Annotated in this window: 22 protein-coding genes; 16 read left to right on the plus strand and 6 right to left on the minus strand. The window is 74.4% G+C overall.

Annotated features, from left to right (window positions below; translation table 11 throughout):
- From alr to tsaE, 4 genes are read left to right on the plus strand one after another with little or no spacing between them, the layout of a single operon-like run.
- Positions 1-1,152 (plus strand): alanine racemase, encoded by a 1,152-nt coding sequence (gene alr, locus IN07_RS05930; RefSeq protein WP_081975220.1) that lies wholly within the window; start codon positions 1-3, stop codon positions 1,150-1,152.
- Entirely contained in the window at positions 1,152-2,339 is a 1,188-nt protein-coding gene (locus IN07_RS05935) for an alpha/beta fold hydrolase (protein ID WP_036334321.1), read from the plus strand. The genes alr and IN07_RS05935 overlap by 1 nt, the downstream gene beginning before the upstream one ends.
- A gap of 33 nt (positions 2,340-2,372) precedes the next feature.
- The gene (locus IN07_RS05940) at positions 2,373-2,990 is read left to right on the plus strand and encodes a uracil-DNA glycosylase (RefSeq protein WP_036334323.1); all 618 of its coding nucleotides are present in this window, start codon (positions 2,373-2,375) and stop codon (positions 2,988-2,990) included.
- The gene (tsaE, locus tag IN07_RS05945) at positions 2,987-3,439 is read left to right on the plus strand and encodes a tRNA (adenosine(37)-N6)-threonylcarbamoyltransferase complex ATPase subunit type 1 TsaE (protein WP_036334325.1); all 453 of its coding nucleotides are present in this window, start codon (positions 2,987-2,989) and stop codon (positions 3,437-3,439) included. The genes IN07_RS05940 and tsaE overlap by 4 nt, the downstream gene beginning before the upstream one ends.
- A gap of 3 nt (positions 3,440-3,442) precedes the next feature.
- Here tsaE and IN07_RS05950 read toward each other — a convergent pair whose 3' ends face one another.
- Complete coding sequence (locus tag IN07_RS05950; protein WP_036334327.1) at positions 3,443-4,123, minus strand: alpha/beta hydrolase; 681 nt, start codon at positions 4,121-4,123, stop codon at positions 3,443-3,445.
- Positions 4,124-4,242: 119 nt separating this feature from the next.
- Here IN07_RS05950 and tsaB point away from each other — a divergent pair, with 119 nt between their 5' ends.
- The 3 genes from tsaB to tsaD are packed head-to-tail and all read left to right on the plus strand — an operon-like array spanning position 4,243 to position 6,394.
- Positions 4,243-4,905, plus strand: coding sequence for a tRNA (adenosine(37)-N6)-threonylcarbamoyltransferase complex dimerization subunit type 1 TsaB (gene tsaB, locus IN07_RS05955; RefSeq protein ID WP_036334328.1), 663 nt, complete (start codon positions 4,243-4,245; stop codon positions 4,903-4,905).
- Positions 4,902-5,363 (plus strand): ribosomal protein S18-alanine N-acetyltransferase, encoded by a 462-nt coding sequence (rimI, locus tag IN07_RS05960; protein WP_036334329.1) that lies wholly within the window; start codon positions 4,902-4,904, stop codon positions 5,361-5,363. Before tsaB ends, rimI begins: the two co-directional genes overlap by 4 nt.
- Positions 5,360-6,394 carry a tRNA (adenosine(37)-N6)-threonylcarbamoyltransferase complex transferase subunit TsaD gene (tsaD, locus tag IN07_RS05965; protein ID WP_036334330.1) on the plus strand — a complete coding sequence of 345 codons (1,035 nt, stop codon included), beginning with the start codon at positions 5,360-5,362 and terminating at the stop codon, positions 6,392-6,394. The genes rimI and tsaD overlap by 4 nt, the downstream gene beginning before the upstream one ends.
- A gap of 26 nt (positions 6,395-6,420) precedes the next feature.
- Here the strand turns inward: tsaD and IN07_RS05970 are convergent, their stop codons facing one another.
- Positions 6,421-7,668 carry a class I SAM-dependent methyltransferase gene (locus IN07_RS05970; protein WP_231558018.1) on the minus strand — a complete coding sequence of 416 codons (1,248 nt, stop codon included), beginning with the start codon at positions 7,666-7,668 and terminating at the stop codon, positions 6,421-6,423.
- Positions 7,669-7,859: 191 nt separating this feature from the next.
- On the opposite strand from IN07_RS05970, the gene groES reads away from it, so the two are divergent.
- From groES to IN07_RS05985, 3 genes are all read left to right on the plus strand, one after another.
- On the plus strand, positions 7,860-8,168 hold the full coding sequence (groES, locus tag IN07_RS05975) for a co-chaperone GroES (protein WP_036334331.1): 309 nt from the start codon (positions 7,860-7,862) through the stop codon (positions 8,166-8,168).
- Between the two features lie 165 nt (positions 8,169-8,333).
- A complete protein-coding gene (groL, locus tag IN07_RS05980) occupies positions 8,334-9,974 on the plus strand; it encodes a chaperonin GroEL (protein ID WP_036334332.1) in 1,641 nt (546 codons plus the stop codon).
- Positions 9,975-10,118: 144 nt separating this feature from the next.
- Positions 10,119-11,732, plus strand: coding sequence for a GGDEF domain-containing protein (locus IN07_RS05985; protein WP_052090890.1), 1,614 nt, complete (start codon positions 10,119-10,121; stop codon positions 11,730-11,732).
- Between the two features lie 94 nt (positions 11,733-11,826).
- On the opposite strand, the gene IN07_RS05990 is transcribed toward IN07_RS05985, so the two are convergent.
- Positions 11,827-12,126 (minus strand): WhiB family transcriptional regulator, encoded by a 300-nt coding sequence (locus tag IN07_RS05990; protein ID WP_036334333.1) that lies wholly within the window; start codon positions 12,124-12,126, stop codon positions 11,827-11,829.
- A 368-nt stretch (positions 12,127-12,494) separates the two neighbouring features.
- Here IN07_RS05990 and IN07_RS05995 point away from each other — a divergent pair, with 368 nt between their 5' ends.
- Both IN07_RS05995 and IN07_RS06000 read left to right on the plus strand, forming a co-directional pair.
- Positions 12,495-13,253 carry a response regulator transcription factor gene (locus IN07_RS05995; RefSeq protein ID WP_052090891.1) on the plus strand — a complete coding sequence of 253 codons (759 nt, stop codon included), beginning with the start codon at positions 12,495-12,497 and terminating at the stop codon, positions 13,251-13,253.
- A gap of 203 nt (positions 13,254-13,456) precedes the next feature.
- On the plus strand, positions 13,457-14,473 hold the full coding sequence (locus tag IN07_RS06000; RefSeq protein ID WP_052090893.1) for a type IV toxin-antitoxin system AbiEi family antitoxin domain-containing protein: 1,017 nt from the start codon (positions 13,457-13,459) through the stop codon (positions 14,471-14,473).
- A gap of 76 nt (positions 14,474-14,549) precedes the next feature.
- Here IN07_RS06000 and IN07_RS06005 read toward each other — a convergent pair whose 3' ends face one another.
- On the minus strand, positions 14,550-14,984 hold the full coding sequence (locus IN07_RS06005) for a DUF5319 family protein (protein ID WP_036334335.1): 435 nt from the start codon (positions 14,982-14,984) through the stop codon (positions 14,550-14,552).
- Positions 14,985-15,174: 190 nt separating this feature from the next.
- On the opposite strand from IN07_RS06005, the gene guaB reads away from it, so the two are divergent.
- The 4 genes from guaB (at position 15,175) to IN07_RS06025 (ending at position 20,655) form a co-directional block, all read left to right on the plus strand.
- Positions 15,175-16,695, plus strand: a complete 1,521-nt coding sequence (gene guaB / locus IN07_RS06010) for an IMP dehydrogenase (protein WP_036334336.1) — start codon at positions 15,175-15,177, stop codon at positions 16,693-16,695.
- Between the two features lie 4 nt (positions 16,696-16,699).
- Entirely contained in the window at positions 16,700-17,869 is a 1,170-nt protein-coding gene (locus IN07_RS06015) for a GuaB3 family IMP dehydrogenase-related protein (RefSeq protein ID WP_036334337.1), read from the plus strand.
- Positions 17,870-17,877: 8 nt separating this feature from the next.
- Positions 17,878-19,476 carry a glutamine-hydrolyzing GMP synthase gene (gene guaA, locus IN07_RS06020; protein WP_036334338.1) on the plus strand — a complete coding sequence of 533 codons (1,599 nt, stop codon included), beginning with the start codon at positions 17,878-17,880 and terminating at the stop codon, positions 19,474-19,476.
- Positions 19,477-19,635: 159 nt separating this feature from the next.
- Positions 19,636-20,655 (plus strand): sodium:calcium antiporter, encoded by a 1,020-nt coding sequence (locus IN07_RS06025; protein WP_036334339.1) that lies wholly within the window; start codon positions 19,636-19,638, stop codon positions 20,653-20,655.
- Positions 20,656-20,700: 45 nt separating this feature from the next.
- Here IN07_RS06025 and IN07_RS23825 read toward each other — a convergent pair whose 3' ends face one another.
- Both IN07_RS23825 and IN07_RS06035 read right to left on the minus strand, forming a co-directional pair.
- Positions 20,701-20,997 (minus strand): hypothetical protein, encoded by a 297-nt coding sequence (locus tag IN07_RS23825; protein ID WP_052090894.1) that lies wholly within the window; start codon positions 20,995-20,997, stop codon positions 20,701-20,703.
- Positions 20,990-21,925, minus strand: coding sequence for a PspC domain-containing protein (locus tag IN07_RS06035; protein ID WP_036334340.1), 936 nt, complete (start codon positions 21,923-21,925; stop codon positions 20,990-20,992). Before IN07_RS06035 ends, IN07_RS23825 begins: the two co-directional genes overlap by 8 nt.
- Positions 21,926-21,974: the final 49 nt, after the last annotated feature.

The following is a 21,974-nucleotide window of genomic DNA, read 5'->3' on the forward strand; positions in this document are numbered from 1 at the left end:
GTGACGCAGGTGCAGCAGGTGCTGGGCAGCCGGGCCGAGGTGGTCGTCGACCTCGACGCGATCGCGGCGAACACCGCCGCGCTGCGCGCGCGGGCCGGCCGGCCGCTGATGGCGGTGGTCAAGGCCGACGGCTACGGGCACGGGCTGGTGCCCGCTGCCCGGGCGGCGCTCGCCGGCGGGGCCGATGCCCTCGGGGTGACGGTGCTGGAGGAGGCGCTCGCACTGCGCGCCGCCGGGGTCACCGCACCCCTGCTGTCCTGGCAGCACGCGCCGGGGGAGGACTACGCCGCGGGGCTGGCCGCCGACGTCGAGCTGTCGGTCAACGCGGAGTGGGCGCTGGCCGAGGTGGTCGACGCCGCCCGGGCCACCGGCCGCACCGCCCGGGTGCAGCTGTTCGCCGACACCGGCCTGTCCCGCGAGGGCGCCACACCCGAGGCCTGGCCCGGGCTCGTGGCCGCGGCGGCGCGTGCCCAGGTCGACGGCGACGTCGTCGTCACCGGGTTGTGGAGCCACCTCGCCCACGCCGACGCCCCCACCCACCCGACCATCGCCCGGCAGGTGCAGGTCTTCGAGGAGGCGGTGGCGCTGGCCCGGCGGGCCGGGCTGACCGACGCCCGCCGTCACCTGGCCAACTCGGCGGCCACCATCGCCCTGCCCGAGACCTGGTACGACATGGTCCGGCCCGGGGTCGCGCTGTACGGCCTGGACCCGCTGGGCGGCGACCCGGGGCAGTACGGGCTCCGCCCGGCGATGACGGTCCAGGCCCGGGTGGCGCTGACCAAGCGGGTGCCGGCCGGGACCGGGGGCTCCTACGGCCACACGTACTCCCCGGAGGGGGAGACGACGCTGGCCCTGGTGCCGGTCGGCTACGCCGACGGGGTGCCCCGCGCCGCCGGGAACCGGGCACCGGTGCTCGCCGCGGGGGCGCAGCGGACCATCGCGGGCCGGGTGTGCATGGACCAGTTCGTCCTCGACGTGGGCGACGACCCGATCGCGCCCGGTGACGCGGTGGTGCTGTGGGGCTCGGGGGCGGACGGCGAGCCGACCGCCCAGCAGTGGGCCGACGCGGTCGACACCATCCACTACGAGCTCGTCACCCGGGTGGGCGGCCGCTTCTCCCGCCGCTACGTGGGAACCGCGGGGATCGCCTGATGGCGCAGCACGGCCACCTCCGCCTGGGCCGCACGGCCGGTCTGGTCGGCGCCGCGGTCGGCCTGGCCGCGGCCGGCACGGCGGTCGGGGTCGCCGTCACCCGGACGGCGACGGCCCGGGTGCGGGCCGGCCAGCTGGCCGGTCAGCGCGGGGAGGACGGCCGCCCCGTCGAGGACGTACCGGTGAACCAGCTGCGCCGGGAGGACCCGCTGGGCTCCGGCCGCCGTGCCGCCGACCGCACGGTGGTGGTGCGGGCCGACGACGGGGTGGCGCTCACGGTCGAGGAGGTCGGCCCGACCGATGCGCCGCTGACCGTCGTCTTCGTGCACGGCTACGCGCTGTCCATGGCCTCCTGGACGTTCCAGCGCAGGGACCTCGGCGAGCAGCTGGCCACCGCCAACGGCCACCGGCCCACCGCGCGCCTGGTCTTCTACGACCAGCGGGGGCACGGCGCCTCCGGCCGCGGTGCCGCCGAGCGTTCGACCATCGACCAGCTGGCCGCGGACCTGGAGTCGGTGCTCACCGCGCGGGTGCCGCGCGGGCCGGTGGTGCTGGTCGGCCACTCGATGGGCGGGATGACGGTGCTCGCCCTGGCCCAGCGCCGGCCGGAGCTGTTCGGGACCCGGGTCGCCGGGGTGGCGCTGGTGTCCACCTCCAGCGGCAACCTCGGCGACCTGGACTTCGGGCTGCCCACGCTGCTGACCCGGGTCCGCGCAACGGTGCTGCCGGTCGCGGTCTGGACCATGCGCCGCAGGCCCGGGCTCGCCGAGGTGACCCGGCGACTGGCCAAGGACGTCGTGTCGGCGGTCACCTGGTCGATGTCGTTCGCCTCCACCGGCGTCGACCCGGCACTGGGGCGCTACGTGGACGCGATGATCGCCGGGACCCCGGTCGACGTGGTCGCCGAGTTCTACCCGGCGATCGCCGGACTGGACGTCAGCGGCGCGATCGAACCGTTGTGTCGGGTGCCGACCGTGGTGCTGACGGGCGACGCGGACAAGCTGATCCCCAAGGCGCACAGCGAGCGGATCCGGACGCGGCTCGAGGAGTCGGGGGAGGGCACGGTCGAGTACGTCGCCGTCCCGGACGCCGGGCACCTGGTGCCGCTGGAGCACCCGGGACAGGTGACCGACGTGCTGGCCGGCCTGATCCGCCGGGTCGCCGCCGGGCAACGCCCCGCCGGCTGACCCCCGGCCGGGCCCCGGTCGTAGGGTGCTGGCGTGGCTGCTCCCCGACCCGACGCGGCCGCCGCCGAGGTGGCGGCGACCGCCGCGGCCGCGCCGGACTGGTCCTCGCTCGCCGAGGTCGCCCGCTCCTGCGTCGCGTGCCCCGAGCTGGCCGCCACCCGGCAGCACGTCGTCGTCGGGGACGTGCCGGTGACGGGTCGGCCGCGGCTGGTGGTCGTGGGGGAGGCGCCGGGCGCCACCGAGGACGAGACCGGCCGGCCGTTCGTGGGCAGGAGCGGCGCGCTGCTGGACCTGTTGCTCGACGAGGCCGGGCTGCCCCGGGCGGAGGTGGCCGTGCTCAACATCGTGAAGTGCCGCCCGCCGGGCAACCGCACCCCGAAGGCCCCCGAGGTCGCCCGGTGCAGCGGCTGGCTGCGCCGCCAGCTCGACCTGCTCGGCGCCGACGTCGTGGTCGCCCTCGGGCTCTCCTCGGCCAAGTGGTTCCTCGGGCCACGCACCGTGCTCGGCCAGGTGCGTGGCCGGGCGCACGACGTCGACGGGCGCGCCGTGTGGGTCACCTACCACCCGTCGGCCGCGATCCGGTTCGGCCCGAACGGTGCCCCGCGAGCCGCGCTCGCCGCCGACCTGCGCGCCGTGGCGGGCTCGCTGTGAGGCGCGCGCACGAGCTGCCCACCGTCGCCGACACCCAGGCCTTCGGCCGCGAGCTGGCCGGGTTGCTCCGGGCCGGTGACCTGGTCGTGCTGGCCGGGCCGCTGGGTGCGGGCAAGACCGCGCTCACCCAGGGGATCGGTGCCGGCCTCGGTGTCCCCGGCCCGGTGACCTCACCGACGTTCGTGCTGGCCCGGGTGCACCGCGGCGGACGGGTCCCGCTGGTGCACGTCGACGCCTACCGGCTGGCCGGCATGGCCGACGTCGACGACCTGGACCTGGACGCCACCACCGACGAGGCGGTCACCGTCGTCGAGTGGGGCCACGGCCTGGTCGAGCAGTTGGCCGACGAGCACCTGGTGGTCGAGCTCGACCGGCGGGACGACGACGTCCGCACCGTCCGGCTGGTGCCCGTCGGCCCGGGCTGGGAGCAGCGGCTCACCGACGCCTGAGCCTCAGCCGGCCCGCTCGACGATCGGGCGCAGGAGCGCCGCCAGTTCGGCCGGCGCGGCCAGGAACGGCGAGTGGCCGGTGTCCAGCCGGAGCACGGTGCCGGCGCGGGAGGACATCGCCTCCTGGGCGGCCACCGGGATGGCCTGGTCCTGCTCGCAGACGACGTAGGTGCTCGGCAGCTCCGTCCAGGCGGCGCGGCTCAGCGGTTGGGTGAGCGCGGCCGTGGACTGCAGCTGCAGTTCGGCCACCGCCTGCTGGGTGAGCTCCGGGGAGACGCCGTTGTAGAACACCGTCTCCGGCGCGGTGGCCCGCACGTGCGTCGGGTGCAGCTCCTGCCAGGACGGGACCTGTCCGCCCAGGCTGCTCACCAGCGAGTCGCCCACGTCGAGCTGGAAGGCGCACAGGTAGACCAGGTGCGCCACGCCCAGCTCGGCGGTGGCCGCCTCGCTGATCGGGATCCCGCCGTAGGAGTGCCCCACCAGGACCACGGGCCCCTCGACCTCGGCGAGCGCGTCCCGGACGGCGGCGGCGTCGGCGGTGAGGTCGCCGAGCGACTGCGGGTCGGTGCCGGAGCTGGGCAGCGCGACACGGACGACGTCGACGCCGGGCAGGTGGTCGACCAGCGGCTGCCAGCACCACGGGGTGTGCCAGGCGCCGTGGACCAGGACCAGGGTGGCGGGCATGCGGGTTCCTCGTCGTCGGGGGAGGTGGGCCCGCGCAGTCGATCAACAGCCTGCCTCGGGCGCAACCGCCCGGCCGCTGCCGACGGCGGGCCGGGGAGCGGCATCTACCCTCGACGGTCGTGCTCGTCCTCGCGCTCGACACCGCCACCCCGACCCTCGTCGTCGGGCTGGCCGAGGTCACGTCGACCCGGGTGGAGGGTGCGCTGCTGCTCCCCGCTCAGCGCACCGTCGAGGTGCTCGCCGAACGGGCCCTCCCGTCGGGGAACCGGCATGCCGAACTGCTCACCCCGGCGATCCGCGAGGTGCTCGCCGAGGGCGGGGTCGAGATGCGTCAGGTGGACTCCTTCGTGGTGGGGCTGGGGCCGGGCCCGTTCACCGGGTTGCGGGTCGGGGTGGTCACCGCCGCCGCCCTGGGTGACGCGATCGGGACGACGGTCTACGGCGTCTGCTCGCTGGACGCCGTCGGCGACGGCGCCCGGTCGGTGGTCACCGACGCGCGGCGCAAGGAGGTCCACTGGGCCACCTACGGCGCTGACGGGGAGCGGCTGACCGGCCCCGGCGTCGACCGGCCGGAGGACGCCCCGGTCACCGACCCGGTCGTCGGGGACGTCCGGTTCACCGAGCGGCTGGGCCGCGAGGTCATCGCCGCTGAGGTCACCACCGCCGGGCTGCTGCGCGCCGCCGTGCCGCTGTTCGACCGGCCGCCGGCACCGCTGGAGCCGCTGTACCTCCGCCGTCCCGACGCGGTGCCGTCGGTGACCCGCAAGCCGGTGAGCCAGTGAGCGTGCGGCTGCGCGACATGACCGTCGCGGACCTGCCCCGGGTGATGGAGCTGGAGGAGGAGCTCTTCGCGCCGGACACCTGGACCGAGTGGATGTACCGGGACGAGCTCGCCCGTCCCGACACCCGGCACTACCTGGTCGCCGTCGATGCCGATGCCGACGCCGACGCCGTGGTCGGCTACGCCGGGCTGATCGCCTATCCCTACGAGGCGCACATCGCCACCATCGGGGTGGCCGGCACGCGGCAGCACGAGGGGATCGGGGCGCTGCTGCTGGACGCGCTGCTCGCCGAGGCGGACGGGCGGCGCACGCCGGTGCTGCTGGAGGTCCGCGAGGACGACGAGGCGACCCAGGCGTTCTACCGCCGGCGCGGGTTCGCCGAGATCGGCCGCCGCCCGAACTACTACCCGCTCAGTGGGAAGGACGCCGTCGTGATGCTGCGAGAGGTGCGGCAATGAGCCAGCCGCTGGTGCTGGGGTTCGAGACCTCGTGCGACGAGACCGGGATCGGGCTGGTGCGCGGGCAGACGTTGCTGTCCGACGCGCTGGCCACGTCCATGGCCGAGCACGAGCGCTTCGGCGGGGTGGTCCCGGAGATCGCCAGCCGGGCGCACCTGGAGGCGATGGTCCCGACCGTGCACCGGTCGCTGGCCGACGCCGGGGTGACCCTGCGCGACGTCGACGCGATCGCCGTCACCGCCGGCCCGGGGCTCACCGGCGCGCTGCTGGTGGGCGTGGCCGCGGCCAAGGCCTACGCGCTGGCCCTCGACGTCCCGCTGTACGGGGTGAACCACCTGGCCGCGCACGTCGCCGTCGACGAGCTGGAGCACGGCCGGCTGGCCGAGCCCGCGATCGCGCTGCTCGTCTCCGGCGGGCACAGCTCCCTGCTGCTGGTGCCCGACCTCGCCCAGGACGTGCAGGAGCTGGGCCGGACGATCGACGACGCCGCGGGGGAGGCCTTCGACAAGGTCGCCCGGGTGCTCGACCTGCCCTTCCCCGGCGGCCCGCCGATCGACCGCGCCGCCCGGGAGGGCGACCCGCGGGCGATCGCCTTCCCGCGCGGGCTCACCGGCCCCCGGGACGCGACCTACGACTTCTCCTTCTCCGGGCTGAAGACGGCGGTGGCCCGGTGGGTGGAGGGCCGGCAGCGGGCCGGGGAGCCGGTGTCGGTCGCCGACGTCTCCGCGTCCTTCCAGGAGGCGGTGGTCGACGTGCTGACCGCCAAGGCGGTGCGGGCCTGCCGCGACCACGGGGTCGACCACCTGGTCATCGGCGGCGGTGTGGCGGCCAACTCGCGGCTGCGCGCCCTGGCCCAGGAGCGCTGCGACGCCGCCGGGATCGTGCTGCGCACCCCGAGCCCGCGGTTGTGCACCGACAACGGTGCGATGGTGGCCGCGCTCGGCTCCCGCCTGGTGGAGGCGGGAGTGCCGGCGGCGCCGATCGACCTGGGCGCCGACAGCTCCATGCCGATCGACCTCATCAGCCGCTGAACCACCGAGATGGCCATCCTGGTGGATCAGGGCGCCGCGCAGACCAGCGCGGTGGGGGCGCCGGCGACGCGGGTGACGACGACGACCGCGCTGTCCTCGCCGGGGCCGCGGAGCTGGCGGGCCAGCGTCTCGGGCTCGATCGGCGACCCCCGCTTCTTCACCACCACCCGGCCGACGCCGCGGGCGCGCAGCAGCGCCTTGAGCTTCTTCAGGTTGAACGGCAGCACGTCGGTCACCCGGTAGGAGCTCACCCACGGGGAGTCCGCGGCCGCGTCGGAGGTCAGGTAGGCGATCGTCGGGTCGACCAGGGTCGCGTCCAGCTCGGTCGCAGCCAGGGCGACCAGCCCGGAGCGGATGACCGCGGGATCGGGTTCGTGCAGCCAGCCGCGCACCGGGCCCGGCTCGGCGTCACCCGGGTCGGTGTCGGCGGTCAGCTCGTGCAGCACGCCGTCCCGGCCGACGACGGTGGCCCGGCGCCAGGTGCGCGACGGCGCCCGCCCCCACAGCAGCGCCTCGACGATCGACCCGCCCAGCGACACCCACTCGGCCTCCACCCCGGCGGGTACCCGGTCGTGGTCCAGCCCGGGTGCCACCTTGACCACGCACGTCGGGGCGGTGTCGAGCAGGGCCTGCACCGTCGACCACGGCGGGGACCAGCGGTCGGGGTCGAGCTGGCGGCGTCCGCCGGCCCGCCGGGCGGGGTCCAGGACGGCGGCGTCGCATGTGGCCACCCGACCCCCGATCGCGGCGGCCACCAGGTCGACCGCGTCCGCCGCGCGGATCTCGACCCCGCGGAGCCCCGCCGCCGCGGCGTTGAGCCGGGTGAGCTCGCGGGCGACCGGGTCCAGGTCGACGGCGACCACGGCGGCGCCGGCCCGGGCCAGCGCGATCGTGTCGGTGCCGGCGGCGCAGCCGAGGTCGACCACCGACCGGGCGCCGTCGGCCAGCAACCGGGCTGCCCGCCGGTCGGCGAGGAGCGGACGGCCGGCCTGCTCCAGCGCGTCGGCGGTGAAGAAGAAACGGTCGGCGTCGGCGCCGAAGGCCGGCCGGGCCCGCTCCCGCTGCCGGGCGATGCCCCAGGCCGGGCCGGCCAGCTCCACTCCCACCTCGGACCGCAGCCGGGTCAGCGCGGTGACGGCGTCGGTGCGGTCGGCCAGCAGCTCCCGCGCGCGGGTCAGCGCGGCCGCGCCGGCCGGGGTCGCGAGCGCCTGCAGCTGGCGCACCGCCTCCGCTGCCTGCCCGTCGGTCTCGTCGTCGTGGGGGTCGCCGGGCACCGGCACAGCGTGGCGCATCGCCGTCCCCACCTGGGCGGGACCCCGGTTGAGCGGCTGGCACTCACATGGGTAGAGTGCCAATCGACACGGGCCGGGCCCCGACCCCCGCGACGGCGAGGTCCAGCCCCCGTGCCACAGCATCAGCACCATCCATTCGAGAGCCCGTCCGACACCGAAGGGGGCGTCACGACGTGACGACCGCTACCAAGGTCAACATCAAGCCGCTCGAGGACCGCGTGGTCGTCCAGGCCAACGAGGCCGAGACCACCACCGCCTCTGGCCTGGTCATCCCGGACACCGCCAAGGAGAAGCCCCAGGAGGGCACCGTCGTCGCAGTCGGCCCCGGCCGCGTCGACGACAACGGCAACCGGGTCCCGCTCGACGTGAACGTCGGCGACGTGGTCATCTACTCGAAGTACGGCGGCACCGAGGTGCGCTACGGCGGCGAGGACTACCTCGTCCTGTCCGCGCGCGACCTGCTCGCCGTCGTGGAGAAGTAGAAGGACCCCCTGGCCCCCCACCCGCTCGCGAGCTCGCGTGCGGGCCCCTGCAGGGGGCCGTGCAACACCACTGAACGACACCGCCCCGGCGACCCGAACCACCGGGTCCCGGGGCGGTCGTCGTCTGCCCCCGTTCTCCTCCGCACCACCTGAGAGAGGTCTGGCATGGCCAAGATCATCCTGTTCGACGAGGACGCCCGTCGCGCCCTCGAGCGTGGCGTCGACAAGCTCGCCGACGCCGTCAAGGTCACCCTCGGCCCCCGTGGCCGCAACGTGGTCATCAACAAGAACTTCGGCGCCCCGACGATCACCAACGACGGCGTGACCATCGCCCGGGAGATCGAGCTCGAGGACCCGTACGAGAACCTCGGCGCCCAGCTCGCCAAGAACGTCGCCACCAAGACCAACGACGTCGCCGGTGACGGCACCACCACCGCCACCGTGCTGGCCCAGGCCCTCGTGCACGAGGGCCTGCGCAACGTCGCCGCCGGGGCCAACCCGATGAGCCTGGGCCGCGGCATGCGCGCCGCCGTCGACGCGGTCTCCGCCGCCCTCGACGCCGTCGCCATCCCCGTCGACGACCGCAAGGCCATCGCCGGGGTCGCCACCGTCTCCGCCCAGGACGCCGAGGTCGGCGAGCTGATCGGCGAGGCGATGGAGCGGGTCGGCAAGGACGGCGTCATCACCGTCGAAGAGGCCAACGGGATGACCACCGACCTCGACGTCACCGAGGGCGTGCAGTTCGACAAGGGCTACCTGTCGCCGTACTTCGTCACCGACAACGAGTCGATGGAGGCCGTCCTCGAGGACGCCCTCGTCCTCATGGTCAGCGGCAAGGTCAGCGCCCTGGCCGACCTGCTGCCGCTGCTGGAGAAGGTGCTGGCGACCGGCAGCCGCCCGCTGCTGATCGTGGCCGAGGACGTCGAGGGCGAGGCGCTGTCCACCCTGGTCGTCAACTCCATCCGCAAGACGGTCAAGGTCGTCGCGGTGAAGTCGCCCTACTTCGGCGACCGGCGCAAGGCGTTCATGACCGACCTCGCCATCGTCACCGGTGGCCAGGTCGTCAGCGAGGACGTCGGCCTGTCCCTGGACGGCGTCGGCCTCGAGGTGCTGGGCACCGCGCGCCGGGTGACCGTCACCAAGGACGACACCACGATCGTCGACGGCGGCGGCACCTCCGGCGCCGTGGCCGACCGGGTCGCCCAGATCCGCAAGGAGATCGAGGCGACCGACTCCGACTGGGACCGCGAGAAGCTGCAGGAGCGGCTGGCCAAGCTGGCCGGCGGCATCGCGGTCATCCGGGTCGGTGCCGCCACCGAGGTGGAGATGAAGGAGCGCAAGCACCGCATCGAGGACGCCATCGCCGCCACTCGCGCTGCGGTGGAGGAGGGCGTCGTCCCCGGTGGTGGCTCCGCACTGGTGCACGCCGCCACGGCGATCGACGACCTGGAGCTGACCGGCGACGAGCTGATCGGCGCCCGGTCGGTGCGCAAGGCGATCGACTCGCCGCTGTCGCTGATCGCCTCCAACGCCGGGTTCGAGGGGCCGGTCGTCGTCGGCCGGGTCCGTGAGCTGGGCATCGGCCAGGGCTTCAACGCCGCCACCGGCGAGTACGGCGACCTGGCCGCCCAGGGCGTCATCGACCCGGTCAAGGTCACCAAGGCGGCGCTCTCGCACGCCGCCTCGATCGCGGCGATGGTGCTCACCACCGACTCCGCGATCGTGGAGAAGCCCGCCGAGCAGGAGTCCGACGGCGCCGGGCACCACACCCACGGGCACTCGCACGGCCACGGGCACAGCCACTGAGCTGAGCGCGACCGGCTGACACCCGCCCCCGTTCCCGTCTGGGAGCGGGGGCGGACCCGTTCGTGGCCGCGGGCGCACCACCCATGAGGGTCAGTCCACCGAGACAGGGGCTCAACGTGCCGTTCGCGCCGTCGATGGGGTGGGGTGCAGGACGTGGAGGTCGGTGAGCGGGCGGTGCCCCGCCCGGATCCGGCGACCCCTGAGGACGCCGTCGAGCTGGCGGCTGCCCTCGACGAACTGGAGGCGCTGTCCCGCTTCGACGTCGACGGCATCGGTGACCGGGCGCAGCAGGCCGAGGACGCCGCCCGCGCGCTGGGCGCACCCGAGCTGGAGCTGCGTGCCCGGCTGGTGCTGGCGGACCTGGCCCGACGGCGCGGCGACGTGGCCGAGGCCGGCCGGATCGCCCGCCAGGTGCAGCGCTGGGCCACCGACGCGGACGCCCGGCACGTGCTGTCCCGCAGCCACTTCCTGCTGGCGGCCGTCCTTCAGGAACTGGGCGACCTCTCGCTCGCCCTGGAGCACGCCGTCCAGTCCGTGCACCTGCTCGGCGACGAGGACCCGCCGGTGCTGCGGATCGACCACCTCGCCCGGATGGCCGACTGCCAGGGCCTGCAGGGTGACGAGGGAGCCCGGGAGCGCTACGCGGAGGTGCTCGGTCTCGCCGAGCAGCTCGGTGACGTGGACCGCCAGTTGCTGATCCTGAACAACTGGGCCTACGTGGAGACGATCGCCGGCCGGTACGAGCGCGCACTGGGGCTGAGCACGCAACTGCAGGCACTCGCCGAACGGCACGGGGTGCCGCTGCACGTCGGACGGCTGGACACCATCGCCCGTGCCCTCTTGGGGCTGGGCCGGCTGGAGGAGGCGGAGCACGCACTGGCGCCGGGAACGGAGTCCGGGGCGCTGGACGCCTCGCCGGACGGGGACGCCGGTGCCGACTTCCTGCTGACCCTGGCCGAGGTGCGCCGTCGCCGAGGGCACGTGGCCGGCGCCCAGGAGGTGCTGGACGAGTGCGTGCGACGGTGCGAGCAGCACGGGCTGACCGCCATCCGGGTGCGCGCCCGGCGGGAGCAGGCCGAGCTGCACGCAGCGGGTGCGGACTACAAGGCGGCGTTCGAGGAACACCAGCTGTACAGCCAGGCGGCGCTGGACCTCCAGTCCGCGCAACGCGACGCCCGGGCCCGGGCGCTGCAGGCGATGTACGAGGCGACCGAGGCGCGGCGGCAGAGCCGGCGCTACCGTGAGCTCTCGCTGCGTGACCCGCTGACCGGCCTGTACAACCGCCGCTTCGTCGACGACCAGCTCCCGCAGCTGCTGGACCGGGCGATCACGACCACCGAGATCGTCTCCGTGGCGCTGGTCGACCTGGACCACTTCAAGCGGGTCAACGACACGTGGTCGCACGACGTCGGCGACCAGGTGCTCCGCGCGGTGGCGGCGGAACTCGAGGTCGCGGCATCGGGCGGCGCCGCGCCGGGTGGCTTCGCCGCGCGGATGGGGGGCGAGGAGTTCCTGCTGGTGCTCGTCGGCGGGGACCTGCCGCGCGCCGTCCGGCAGCTGGACGACCTGCGCCGGGCGGTCGCCGCGCACCCCTGGGCCGAGCTGGCCGACGGCCTCACGCTGACCCTCAGCGCGGGGGTGGCGACCACGGCCGGGGGCGCTTGGACGGCGCTCGCCGACCTGCTCAGCCGCGCCGACGAGCACCTGTACGAGGCCAAGACCCGGGGACGGGACCGCGTCGTCAGCGACCTGGGCTGAGCGGACCCCGGACAGCCGAGAGGGCCGGTCCGACGCGTTCGTCGAACCGGCCCTCTCGGCATCTCGTCAGCGGGGGAGGCCTCCCGCGGACGGATCAGACCGCAGCGGCGATGGCAGCGGGCTCTGCAGCGATCAGCCGCGCTCGCTCCTCCTCGCTCATGCCGCCCCAGACCCCGTAGGGCTCGCGGACCGACAGGGCGTGCTGGAGGCAGGACTCGATGACCGGGCAACGTCCGCAGACGGCCTTGGCGGCGGCCTGGCGGCGCGCACGGGCCGGGCCGCGCTCGCCGTCGGGGTGGAAGAAGAGCGAGGTGCTCTCGCCCCGGCAGGAACCGTGCAGCTGCCAGTCCCAGACCTCGGCCACGGGGTTGGGCAGTCGGCGGATGTCAGCCATTGGACCTCCTCGGCTCAGTGCACCGGGGGGTCTGCCCGGTCGCTTCCGGGCCGATGCCCGCTGCCGACGAGCCGCAAACACGACCGATCGCGTTCGTCGTGCGGGATCGGCCGAGTTGTGCTTCGGCCGCCGCGCGCTCACAGGTCGTCACCCGCGGGGGTGACGGCCACTGTCGCCGCGCTACCCACAGGATCAAGGTGATCACAGTGAGTGCCGACCACCAGGGTGGGGGACACCCCGACACCCGTCCGGGAGACCGGAGGTGCCGGCGCTCCCGGGAGCGAGGGGACCACCTCGCTCCGGCCACCCGCCCGGGCGACGCCCGGTCGGTACGCCGCCGGTTCCGACCGGCGCAGACGGGAGCAGTCGTGATCGAGGACAGGACGCGGGGCAACGGCAGCGGTGGATCCGTCGTCTGGGTGTTCGACGAGCGTCGCCGGGTCCGGGACGACGTCGCCGGCCGGCTGCTCGCCCTGCCCTTCGTCAGCCGCGTCGAGGCCGTCGCCGACCCGACGTCGCTGATGGCCCGGCTGGACAACCGCGTGCCCGACGTCCTGCTCGTCGGCACCCAGCGGGCGACCGACAGTGGGCTGTCCGTGGCCACCCAGGTCCTGCGTGCCCACCCGACGCTGCCGGTGCTCATGCTCGGGGCACCGGACGACGCCGAGACCGTGCGCGCCGCGGTGTCCCTCGGCGCCCGCGGGTACCTCCGCTGGGACGCCAGCCCCCTCGAGCTCGGGCTGGGCCTGTCCCGTACCGGCATGCGCCCCGACGGCGGGCGCCTGCCCCACCAGCTGGCCCCTGCGCCGCGCAGCGCCCAGCAGGCGGGCGTGCTCGCCGGCGCACCCGCCGGCTCGGGCTGGGGTGGTGCCAGCCCGCTGGCCGGCCTGGCCCCGACCACGGTGCGCTCCACCGTGCCCGAGACGCCGCAGGTCGCCCTGTCCGCGCGGGAGATGCAGGTGCTCACCGGGATGAGCCAGGGCAAGAGCAACGCCCAGATCGGCCGGGAGCTCTACCTGTCCGAGGACACGATCAAGACCCACGCGCGGCGGCTGTTCCGCAAGCTCGGCGCCAAGGACCGCGCCGAGGCCGTGGCCACCGGCTTCCGCCGCGGGATGATGCACTGAGCTGACCCGGCCAGACGCATCTGAGCGCGGGCCTTGGCCGCCTGACCGACCGGTGAGCCGGGGCGTGCAGCGGCGGAACGGTCGCTGAGGTGGCTCTACCGGACGAGGCCTGGCCGTGCCGGCCGTCGTCCACCGGACGACGGCCAGTCCACGGTGTCGCCTGACGCGGTCCGGGAGGACGTCGGTCCGCCGACGATCGACTCGTGCCTCCCCAGCTGCCCGGCCCGGTCCGTGTCGCCGCCAACGCTCGGCGGGGCCTGTTCAGCAGTGCCGAGCTGACGGCGGCCGGCGTCACCGAGCGGGAGGCCCGCACCGCGGTCCGGTCGGGTGCATGGGTCCGGCTGCGTCGTGGCCTGTTCGTCACCGCGGACGACCTGACGGTGGCGGAGGCAGCCGGGCGGCGCCACGAACTCGACGCCCTGGTCGTGACCACGGCGCTGGCCCGGCCGACTGCGGCGTTGAGCCACGCGACCGCGGCCCGGCTGTGGGGTCTGCCGCTGCCCACCGGCCTGCCCCCGGACGTCCGGCTGACCGACCCCCTCCGTTGGCGCACCGGCCCGGGCTACGTGATGGCGAAGGCGCAGCTCCCGGACGACGAGGTGACCGTCCGCGGCCAGCTCCGGCTCACGACCCCCGCGCGGACCCTGGTCGACACCGCACGGGAGTGGCCGGAGCTGCCGGCGGTCGCGGCGCTGGACGCAGCACCCCTGCGGGGCCTGGTCACCACGGAGCAGTTGCAGGCGACCCTCGATCGGCACCGGTTCGCGCCCCGTGCTCCGCTGGCCGTCCGGGCGGTGGCCGCGGCGGACGGAAGGGCCGAGACGTGGCTGGAGACGAAGGGGCGGCTGCGCTTCCGCGCTGCTGGACTGCCGCCCTACCTGCCGCAGGTGGAGCTGTGGATCGACGGGCGGTTGGTCAAGGTCGTGGACGGTTGGTACGAGGACGCCGCCGTGGCCGTGGAGTTCGACGGCCGGGTCGAGTACGTCCGACCCGCGTACGGAGACCGCCCCGAGGACGTGCTCTTCGACGAGAAGCGACGGGAGGACCTGGTGCGGGCGACCGGGATCCGGTTCGTCCGGCTGGTCGACGAGGACCTCGGCCCGGGCTGGGCGTCGGTGGAGCGGCGAGTGCTCCGCGAGCTCGAGGTCCCGGGCCCGGCCGAGCGGCTCTTCCGTGCAGTGCCGCGCGACGTGGGGCGGGTGCGCGCCTCGCTGGGGTGAGCCGCCTGGCCGACCGGTGGACCGTGTCGCTCAGCGGTTCACCGGTCGATGAGACGGCTCAGCCTCCGGGGTCCCGTCAGTCGTCGCGGGCGTGGCGGCCGCCGATGCCGTGCCGGCCGGTGGGCTCCTCGCGCTCGGCCAGGGCGGCGATCCCGTCGGCGTAGCCGCTGGCGTAGTCCCAGCTGACGTAGTCGTCGGGGTCGGGGTCGAACGGCGGCTCGTGCCGGCCGGTCTGTCCCTCGTCCAGCAGCTGGCGCAGGTTCGCCTGCATCAGCGCCCAGTCGACGTGGTGCTCCTCGTCGCAGTCGGGGCAGTCCACGACGATGCCCTTGACCCCGGTGGGCTCCAGTAGCGTGCGGAAGACCTCCAGCTCGGCCAGGTCGTCGAGCACCCCGGCCCGCTCCTCCATGGTCAGCGGTGGCTGCACCGAGTGGTCACCGGAGCCGAGCTCGCCCCCGAAGTCCGGGTCGCGATCCGGGGTCGCGCCGAATGCGTCGTCCCACGCGTCCACGTGTCCTCCTCGCCGGCCAGGGCCGGCATCCTCGGTCATTGCTGGTCAGCCAGCAGTCGGCCGGGCATGCCCGACCGACGGACCACGGTAGCGGGGCGAGGGACCCCTCCGGTGCTCCGCCTAGCATGTGGGGGGATCCAGTGCGCCTGGCGAGGCGCTCCCACCGAAGAAGTCGAGAGGGTGGCGGCACATGCAGCCCGACGAGCGCATCCCTGAACTGCCGGCCAAGTTCGCCCCGCTGGGGCTGACGTACGACGACGTCCTGCTGGTCCCCGGGGCCTCGGACATCGTGCCCACCGACGTGGAGACCAGCACCCGGCTGACCCGCGGCATCCGGCTGGCCATCCCGTTGGTCTCCTCGGCGATGGACACCGTCACCGAGTCGCGGATGGCGATCGCCATGGCCCGTGCCGGTGGCATCGGGGTCCTGCACCGCAACCTCGCCGCCGAGGACCAGGCCGGCCAGGTCGACCTGGTCAAGCGCTCCGAGGCCGGCATGGTCACCAACCCGGTCACCTGCTCCCCGGACAACACCCTCGCCGAGGTCGACGCGCTGTCGGCCCGCTACCGGATCTCCGGGGCACCGGTCGTGGACGCCGAGGGCGTGCTGGTCGGCATGGTCACCAACCGGGACATGCGCTTCGAGACCGACCAGCACCGGCTGGTGCGCGACGTGATGACGCCGCTGCCACTGGTCACCGCCCCGGTGGGCGTCGACCCGGATCGGGCGCTGGCGCTGCTCAAGCAGCACAAGATCGAGAAGCTGCCGCTGGTGGACGACGGCGGGCGGCTGCGCGGGCTGATCACCGTCAAGGACTTCGTCAAGCGCGACCAGTACCCCAACGCCACGAAGGACGTCGACGGGCGGCTGTCCGTCGGTGCCGCGCTGGGCGTGGGCGAGGACGCCTACAAGCGGGCCGGGTTGCTCGTGGACGCCGGGGTCGACGTGCTCGTCGTCGACACCGCCCACGGCCACCAGCGCGCCGTGCTGGACATGGTCGCCCGGGTGAAGAAGGACTTCGCGAACGTGGGCCACGGCGTGCAGGTGGTCGGGGGCAACATCGCCACCCGGGCCGGCGCGCAGGCGCTGATCGACGCCGGGGTCGACGCGGTCAAGGTCGGCGTCGGGCCGGGTTCGATCTGCACCACCCGCGTGGTGGCCGGGGTCGGCGTCCCGCAGGTCACCGCCATCTACGAGGCCGCGCTCGCCGCCCGCCCGGCCGGGGTCCCGGTCATCGCCGACGGCGGGCTCCAGTACTCCGGTGACATCGTCAAGGCGCTGGTCGCCGGCGCGGACACCGTCATGATCGGCGGCCTGTTCGCCGGGGTCGAGGAGGCCCCGGGGGAGCTGGTCTTCATGAACGGCAAGCAGTACAAGACCTACCGCGGCATGGGCTCCCTCGGCGCGATGCAGAAGCGCGGCAACCAGTCCTTCAGCCGGGACCGCTACTTCGCCGACGACGTCCTCTCCGACGACAAGCTCGTGCCCGAGGGGATCGAGGGGCAGGTGCCCTACCGCGGGCCGCTGTCCGGGGTCGCCCACCAGCTGGTCGGCGGGCTCCGCGCCGGCATGGGCTACGCGGGTGCGGCCACCGTCGCCGACCTGCAGGAGCGCGGCCAGCTGACCCGGATCACCTCCGCGGGGCTCACCGAGAGCCACCCGCACGACATCCAGATGACCGTCGAAGCCCCCAACTACCGAGGCCGCTGACCCCATGCCAGTACGTGACAACGTCGAGATCGGCCTGAACCGCTTCGCCCGCCGGGGCTACGACCTGGACGAGGTGTCGATCGTCCCCTCCCGGCGCACCCGGGACCACGACGACGTCTCCACCGCCTGGCAGATCGACGCCTTCAGGTTCGAGATCCCGCTCGTCACCAGCCCCAGCGACGCGGTGGTCAGCCCGGAGACCGCGGTCGCGGTCGGTGAGGCCGGTGGCCTGGGTGTGCTCAACGCCGAGGGCCTGTGGGCCCGGTACGACGACCCGACCGACGTCTACCGCCGCCTGCGCGACGCCGCCGGGCCCGACAGCGGCCCGCCGACCGCGCTGCTGCAGGAGGTCTACGCCGAGCCGGTGAAGCCGGACCTGATCGCCGCCCGGATCAAGGAGGTGCGGGACGCCGGGGTGACCACGGCGGTGCGCGTCTCCCCGCAGCACACCGTGGCGCTCGCCCCGACCGTGCTCGCCGCCGGGGTCGACCTGCTGGTCATCCAGGGCACGATCGTCTCCGCCGAGCACGTCACCACCGGCGGGGACGCGCTGAACCTCAAGGAGTTCATCGCCGACCTCGATGTCCCGGTGATCGTCGGCGGCGCGGCGGACTACCAGACCGCGCTGCACCTGATGCGCACCGGCGCCGCCGGCGTGATCGTCGGCGTGGGCGCCGACAGCTGGTCCACCGCCGACGCCGTGATGGGCGTCCGGGTGCCGCTGGCCAGCGCGATCGCCGACGCCGCGGCGGCCCGCCGCGACTACCTCGACGAGACCGGTGGCCGGTACGTGCACGTCATCGCCAACGGCCGGATCGAGACCAGCGGCGCCATCGCCCGGGCGCTGGCCTGCGGTGCCGACGCCGTCCAGCTCGGGGAGCCGCTGCGCACCGCCGCGGAGGCGCCGGCCGGCGGCGTGTGGTGGGACTCCGTGGCCGCGCACCCGCGACTGCCCCGCGGCGGCACGTCCGCACCGGCGCAGGCCCGCGGCTCGCTGGAGGAGGTGCTGCTCGGCCCGGCCACCTCCGCCGACGGGCGCACCAACCTCTTCGGTGCTCTGCGCCGCACCATGGCCAAGACCGGCTACCGGGACCTCAAGGAGTTCCAGCGGGTCGACCTGGTGATCGGTGGCAACGGCGACACCGCGGCCGGTCCCGGCCACCTGGTGGGCTGACGCCCCCGATGAGCAGCAGCCCCACCACCAGCAGCCCGGCCACGATGGACTTCCCGACCGTGCTGGTCGTCGACTTCGGTGCCCAGTACGCCCAGCTGATCGCCCGCCGGATCCGGGAGGCCGGGGTCTACTCCGAGCTCGTCGGCTCCGACGTGCCGGTCGCCGAGCTGCTGGCCCGCAAGCCGGCGGCGATCGTGCTCTCCGGCGGGCCCTCCAGCGTCTACGCCGAGGACGCCCCGCAGGTCGACCCGGCCGTCTTCGAGGCGGGGGTGCCGGCCTTCGGCATCTGCTACGGCTTCCAGGCGATGGCCGCCAGCCTCGGCGGCACCGTGGCCCGCACCGGCGACCGGGAGTACGGCGGCACCCCGCTGACCGTGACCACCCCGGGTCAGCTGTTCGGCGAGCTGCCGAACGAGCAGTCGGTGTGGATGAGCCACGGCGACGCGGTCAGCGCCGCACCGCCCGGCTTCACCGTCACCGCCACCAGCACCGGCGCCCCGGTCGCGGCCTTCGAGGACGTCGACCGGCGGCTGGCCGGCGTGCAGTTCCACCCCGAGGTGAAGAACACCCCGCACGGGCAGACGGTGCTCGAGCACTTCCTGTTCGACATCGCCGGCCTGGAGCCGAGCTGGACGATGGCCAACGTCGTCGACGAGCAGGTCGCGTCGATCCGCGCGCAGATCGGCGACCGCCGCGCCATCTGCGGGCTGTCCGGTGGGGTCGACTCCGCGGTGGCCGCGGCGCTGGTCCAGCGGGCCATCGGTGACCGGCTCACCTGCGTCTACGTCGACCACGGGCTGATGCGCGAGGGCGAGACCGAGCAGATCGAACGGGACTTCGTCGCCGTCACCGGAGCCGACCTGCGCGTCGTCGACGCCAGCGAGCAGTTCCTCGCCGCGCTGGCGGGGGTCAGTGACCCGGAGACGAAGCGGAAGATCATCGGCCGGGAGTTCATCCGGGTCTTCGAGCAGGCCGCCCTCGACGTGATCGCCGACGCCAAGGAGCACGGCGAGACCGTCGACTTCCTGGTGCAGGGCACCCTCTACCCCGACGTGGTGGAGTCCGGTGGCGGCACCGGGACGGCGAACATCAAGAGCCACCACAACGTCGGCGGGCTGCCCGAGGACCTGACCTTCACCCTGGTCGAGCCGTTGCGCACGCTGTTCAAGGACGAGGTGCGCGAGGTCGGCCGGCAGCTGGGCCTGCCCGACACCCTGGTGCAGCGCCAGCCCTTCCCCGGCCCGGGCCTCGGCATCCGGATCATCGGTGAGGTCACCCGTGACCGGCTGGACGTGCTGCGTCAGGCCGACGCGATCGCCCGCGAGGAGCTCACCGCGGCGCACCTGGACACCGAGATCTGGCAGTGCCCGGTGGTACTGCTGGCCGACGTCCGCAGCGTGGGCGTGCAGGGCGACGGGCGCACCTACGGACACCCCGTGGTGCTGCGCCCGGTGTCCAGCGAGGACGCGATGACCGCGGACTGGACCCGGCTGCCCTACGACGTGCTGGCGAAGATCTCCACCCGGATCACCAACGAGGTGGCCGAGGTGAACCGGGTCGTGCTCGACGTGACGAGCAAGCCGCCGGGCACCATCGAGTGGGAGTGAGCGGGAGGACCCCGACCGTCACCTCTTCCTGACGCCGCCGGGGATGGTCGGGCGGGGGCGCTCCGGCGCGTCACCTGTTCGGGGGCGCCGAGTGGCGAGGGCCGGCGGCTCATGATCAGGTTGTCGCCGATCTGATCGTCCACGCGAGGAGGTGCCGGAGTGACCGCCGGGGTGTGGCCACTCTGGCCGAGCGCGCTGGCCCTCGTCGCCATGGCAGCGGTGATCGTCTTCGCCGGCATCCGGCTGACCCGCGCCGCCGACGAGCTCGCCGACCGCACCGGACTGGGCGACGCGATCGGTGGCGCCCTGCTGCTCGGTGCGGTCACCTCCCTGCCGGGCATCGTGACCACCGCGACCGGCGCGCTGGAGGGCGATGCCGGGTTCGGCCTGGCCAACCCGATCGGCGGCGTCGCGGTGCAGACGGTCTGGCTGGCCATCGCCGACCTGGTCTACCGCCGGGCGAACCTGGAGCACGCCGCCGCCTCATTGGAGAACGTGCTGCAGGCGCTGCTCCTGGTCGGGATGCTGTCCCTGCCGGTGGTCGCCTACGCCACCCCCACGCTGCAGTGGGGCTGGATCCACCCGGTGACCCTGCTGATCCCGCTGCTCTACGGCTATGGGCTGGTCCTGCTCCGGCGGATGCACGACCACCCCATGTGGCAACCCATCCAGACCTCGGCCACGGTCGAGGACGTCGAACCCGACGGCACCGACGCCTCGACCCGGCGGCTGTGGGGCCGGCTCGCGGCGCTCGCGCTGGTGGTCGGCGTCGCCGGCTGGGTGATCGGCCAGGCCGGGCTGGGTGTCGTCCAGGCGACCGGGCTGCCCAGCGGCGTCGTCGGCTTCACCCTGACCACGGCGGTCACCTCGCTGCCCGAGCTCGTCGTGCTGATCACCGCGGTGCGGATGGGGGCGCTGACCCTGGGCATCGGCAACATCATCGGCGGGAACGTCTTCGACACCCTGATGATCCCGGTGGCCGACGTCGCCTACCTGGAGGGGCCGGTCTACCGCGACGCCGGTGAGATCAGCCTGGTGCTGCTCGGCGGCACGATCCTGATGACCGTCGTGCTGGCGACCGGGCTGGTGATGCGCGAGCGCAAGGGGGTCGGGTTCGAGGGCATCCTGCTGCCGCTGATCTACCTCGGCACCGTGGCCATCGCGGTCGTCACGCGCTGAGTGGCCGGGCCCGGGGGCGTCCCCCGGGCCCGGCCACCGCCGCCCTCAACTCCGGCGGCGGGCCTTGCGCCACTCGTTGACCAGCAGCGCGACCCCGGCGCCGATCAGGATGACCCAGGCGATGCCGTCGCCGAACCAGGCGAGGTCGAGGTCCACCCCGGCCATCAGCAGCACCGCCACCAGGATGAACAGCACCCCGGCCACCAGAGCCCCGGGGTCGATGTCGCGTCGGCGGTCGGAGGAGTCGCCGGGGGAGGCGGTGGAGCTCCCGGTCGTGCTGCCGGTCGTGCCCTGGGGGAACACCTCGGTGTCCCGCCGTCCGTAGGGGTCGTGCTCAGCCACGGGACACCTCCACGTCGCCCAGACCGGAGTGGATCATGATCTCGAACTCCGGGTCGGAGTCCCCGGACCACTCGTCCGTCCCCCGACCGGGGAAGAAGCCGCTCGTCACGCTGTCGCCGAACAGGTCGGTCTCGCCGACCCCCTGGACGACGTCCAGCTCCACGTCGGCGGAGAAGGGCACGATCACCTCGATGTCGCCGATCCCGGAGTCGATCCGGGTGGTGATCGGGGAGTCCAGGTCGTCGAGGTCGACGCCGCGCAGGTCCAGCAGCAGGTCGCCGGCGCCGTTCTCGTAGTCCGACTGCACGGCGGCGGCCGACGCCGGGCGCCAGGTGCGGTCGCCCATCCCGCCGGACGGGACGTCGACGGTGGAGGCGATCGCCAGCGCCACGGAGAGCACCAGGCCGAGCCCGATGAGCCCGCCCTTGGCGCCCCGGCCGATCCCGGTCAGCGCGCCGACCACCAGGCCGACGCCGACGACGAGGAGGGCGATGCCCAGGACGCCGCGGGCACCCAGCTCCACGTCGGTGAACTGGTCCAGCAGCACCGCGATGCCGGCGATGATCAGCAGCGCCGCGACCGTCACGCCGGGCACCGGAGAACGCGGGCCGGTGCGGGCCTGGTCCGGGACGCCGGGCTGGCCGGGCGGCGCCGCGGGGGCGGCCGGCATGAGCAGCCACAGCAGCACGTAGATGATCAGGCCGCTGCCGCCCGCGAGGGTCAGCGCGATGGCGCCCACCCGCCACAGCAGGGCGTCCACCCCGGTGTAGTCGGCCAGGCCGCCGGCGACGCCGCCGATCACCCGGTCCGTGCGGCTGCGGCGCAACGGTGGACGCGCCACCGGCCCCGGTGGCGGCGGAGGCGGCCACGAGCCCGGTGGCTGCTCGGCCGCCGGGGGCGGGGCGGAGGGAGGGAGTGCTGAGGTCATGCCACGAGCCTGCCGACTCCGCTCGCCTTGCGGTATCAGGGAACCCCCT

The organism is Modestobacter caceresii, assembly GCF_000761485.1.
In the GTDB taxonomy this organism is placed as follows: domain Bacteria; phylum Actinomycetota; class Actinomycetes; order Mycobacteriales; family Geodermatophilaceae; genus Modestobacter; species Modestobacter caceresii.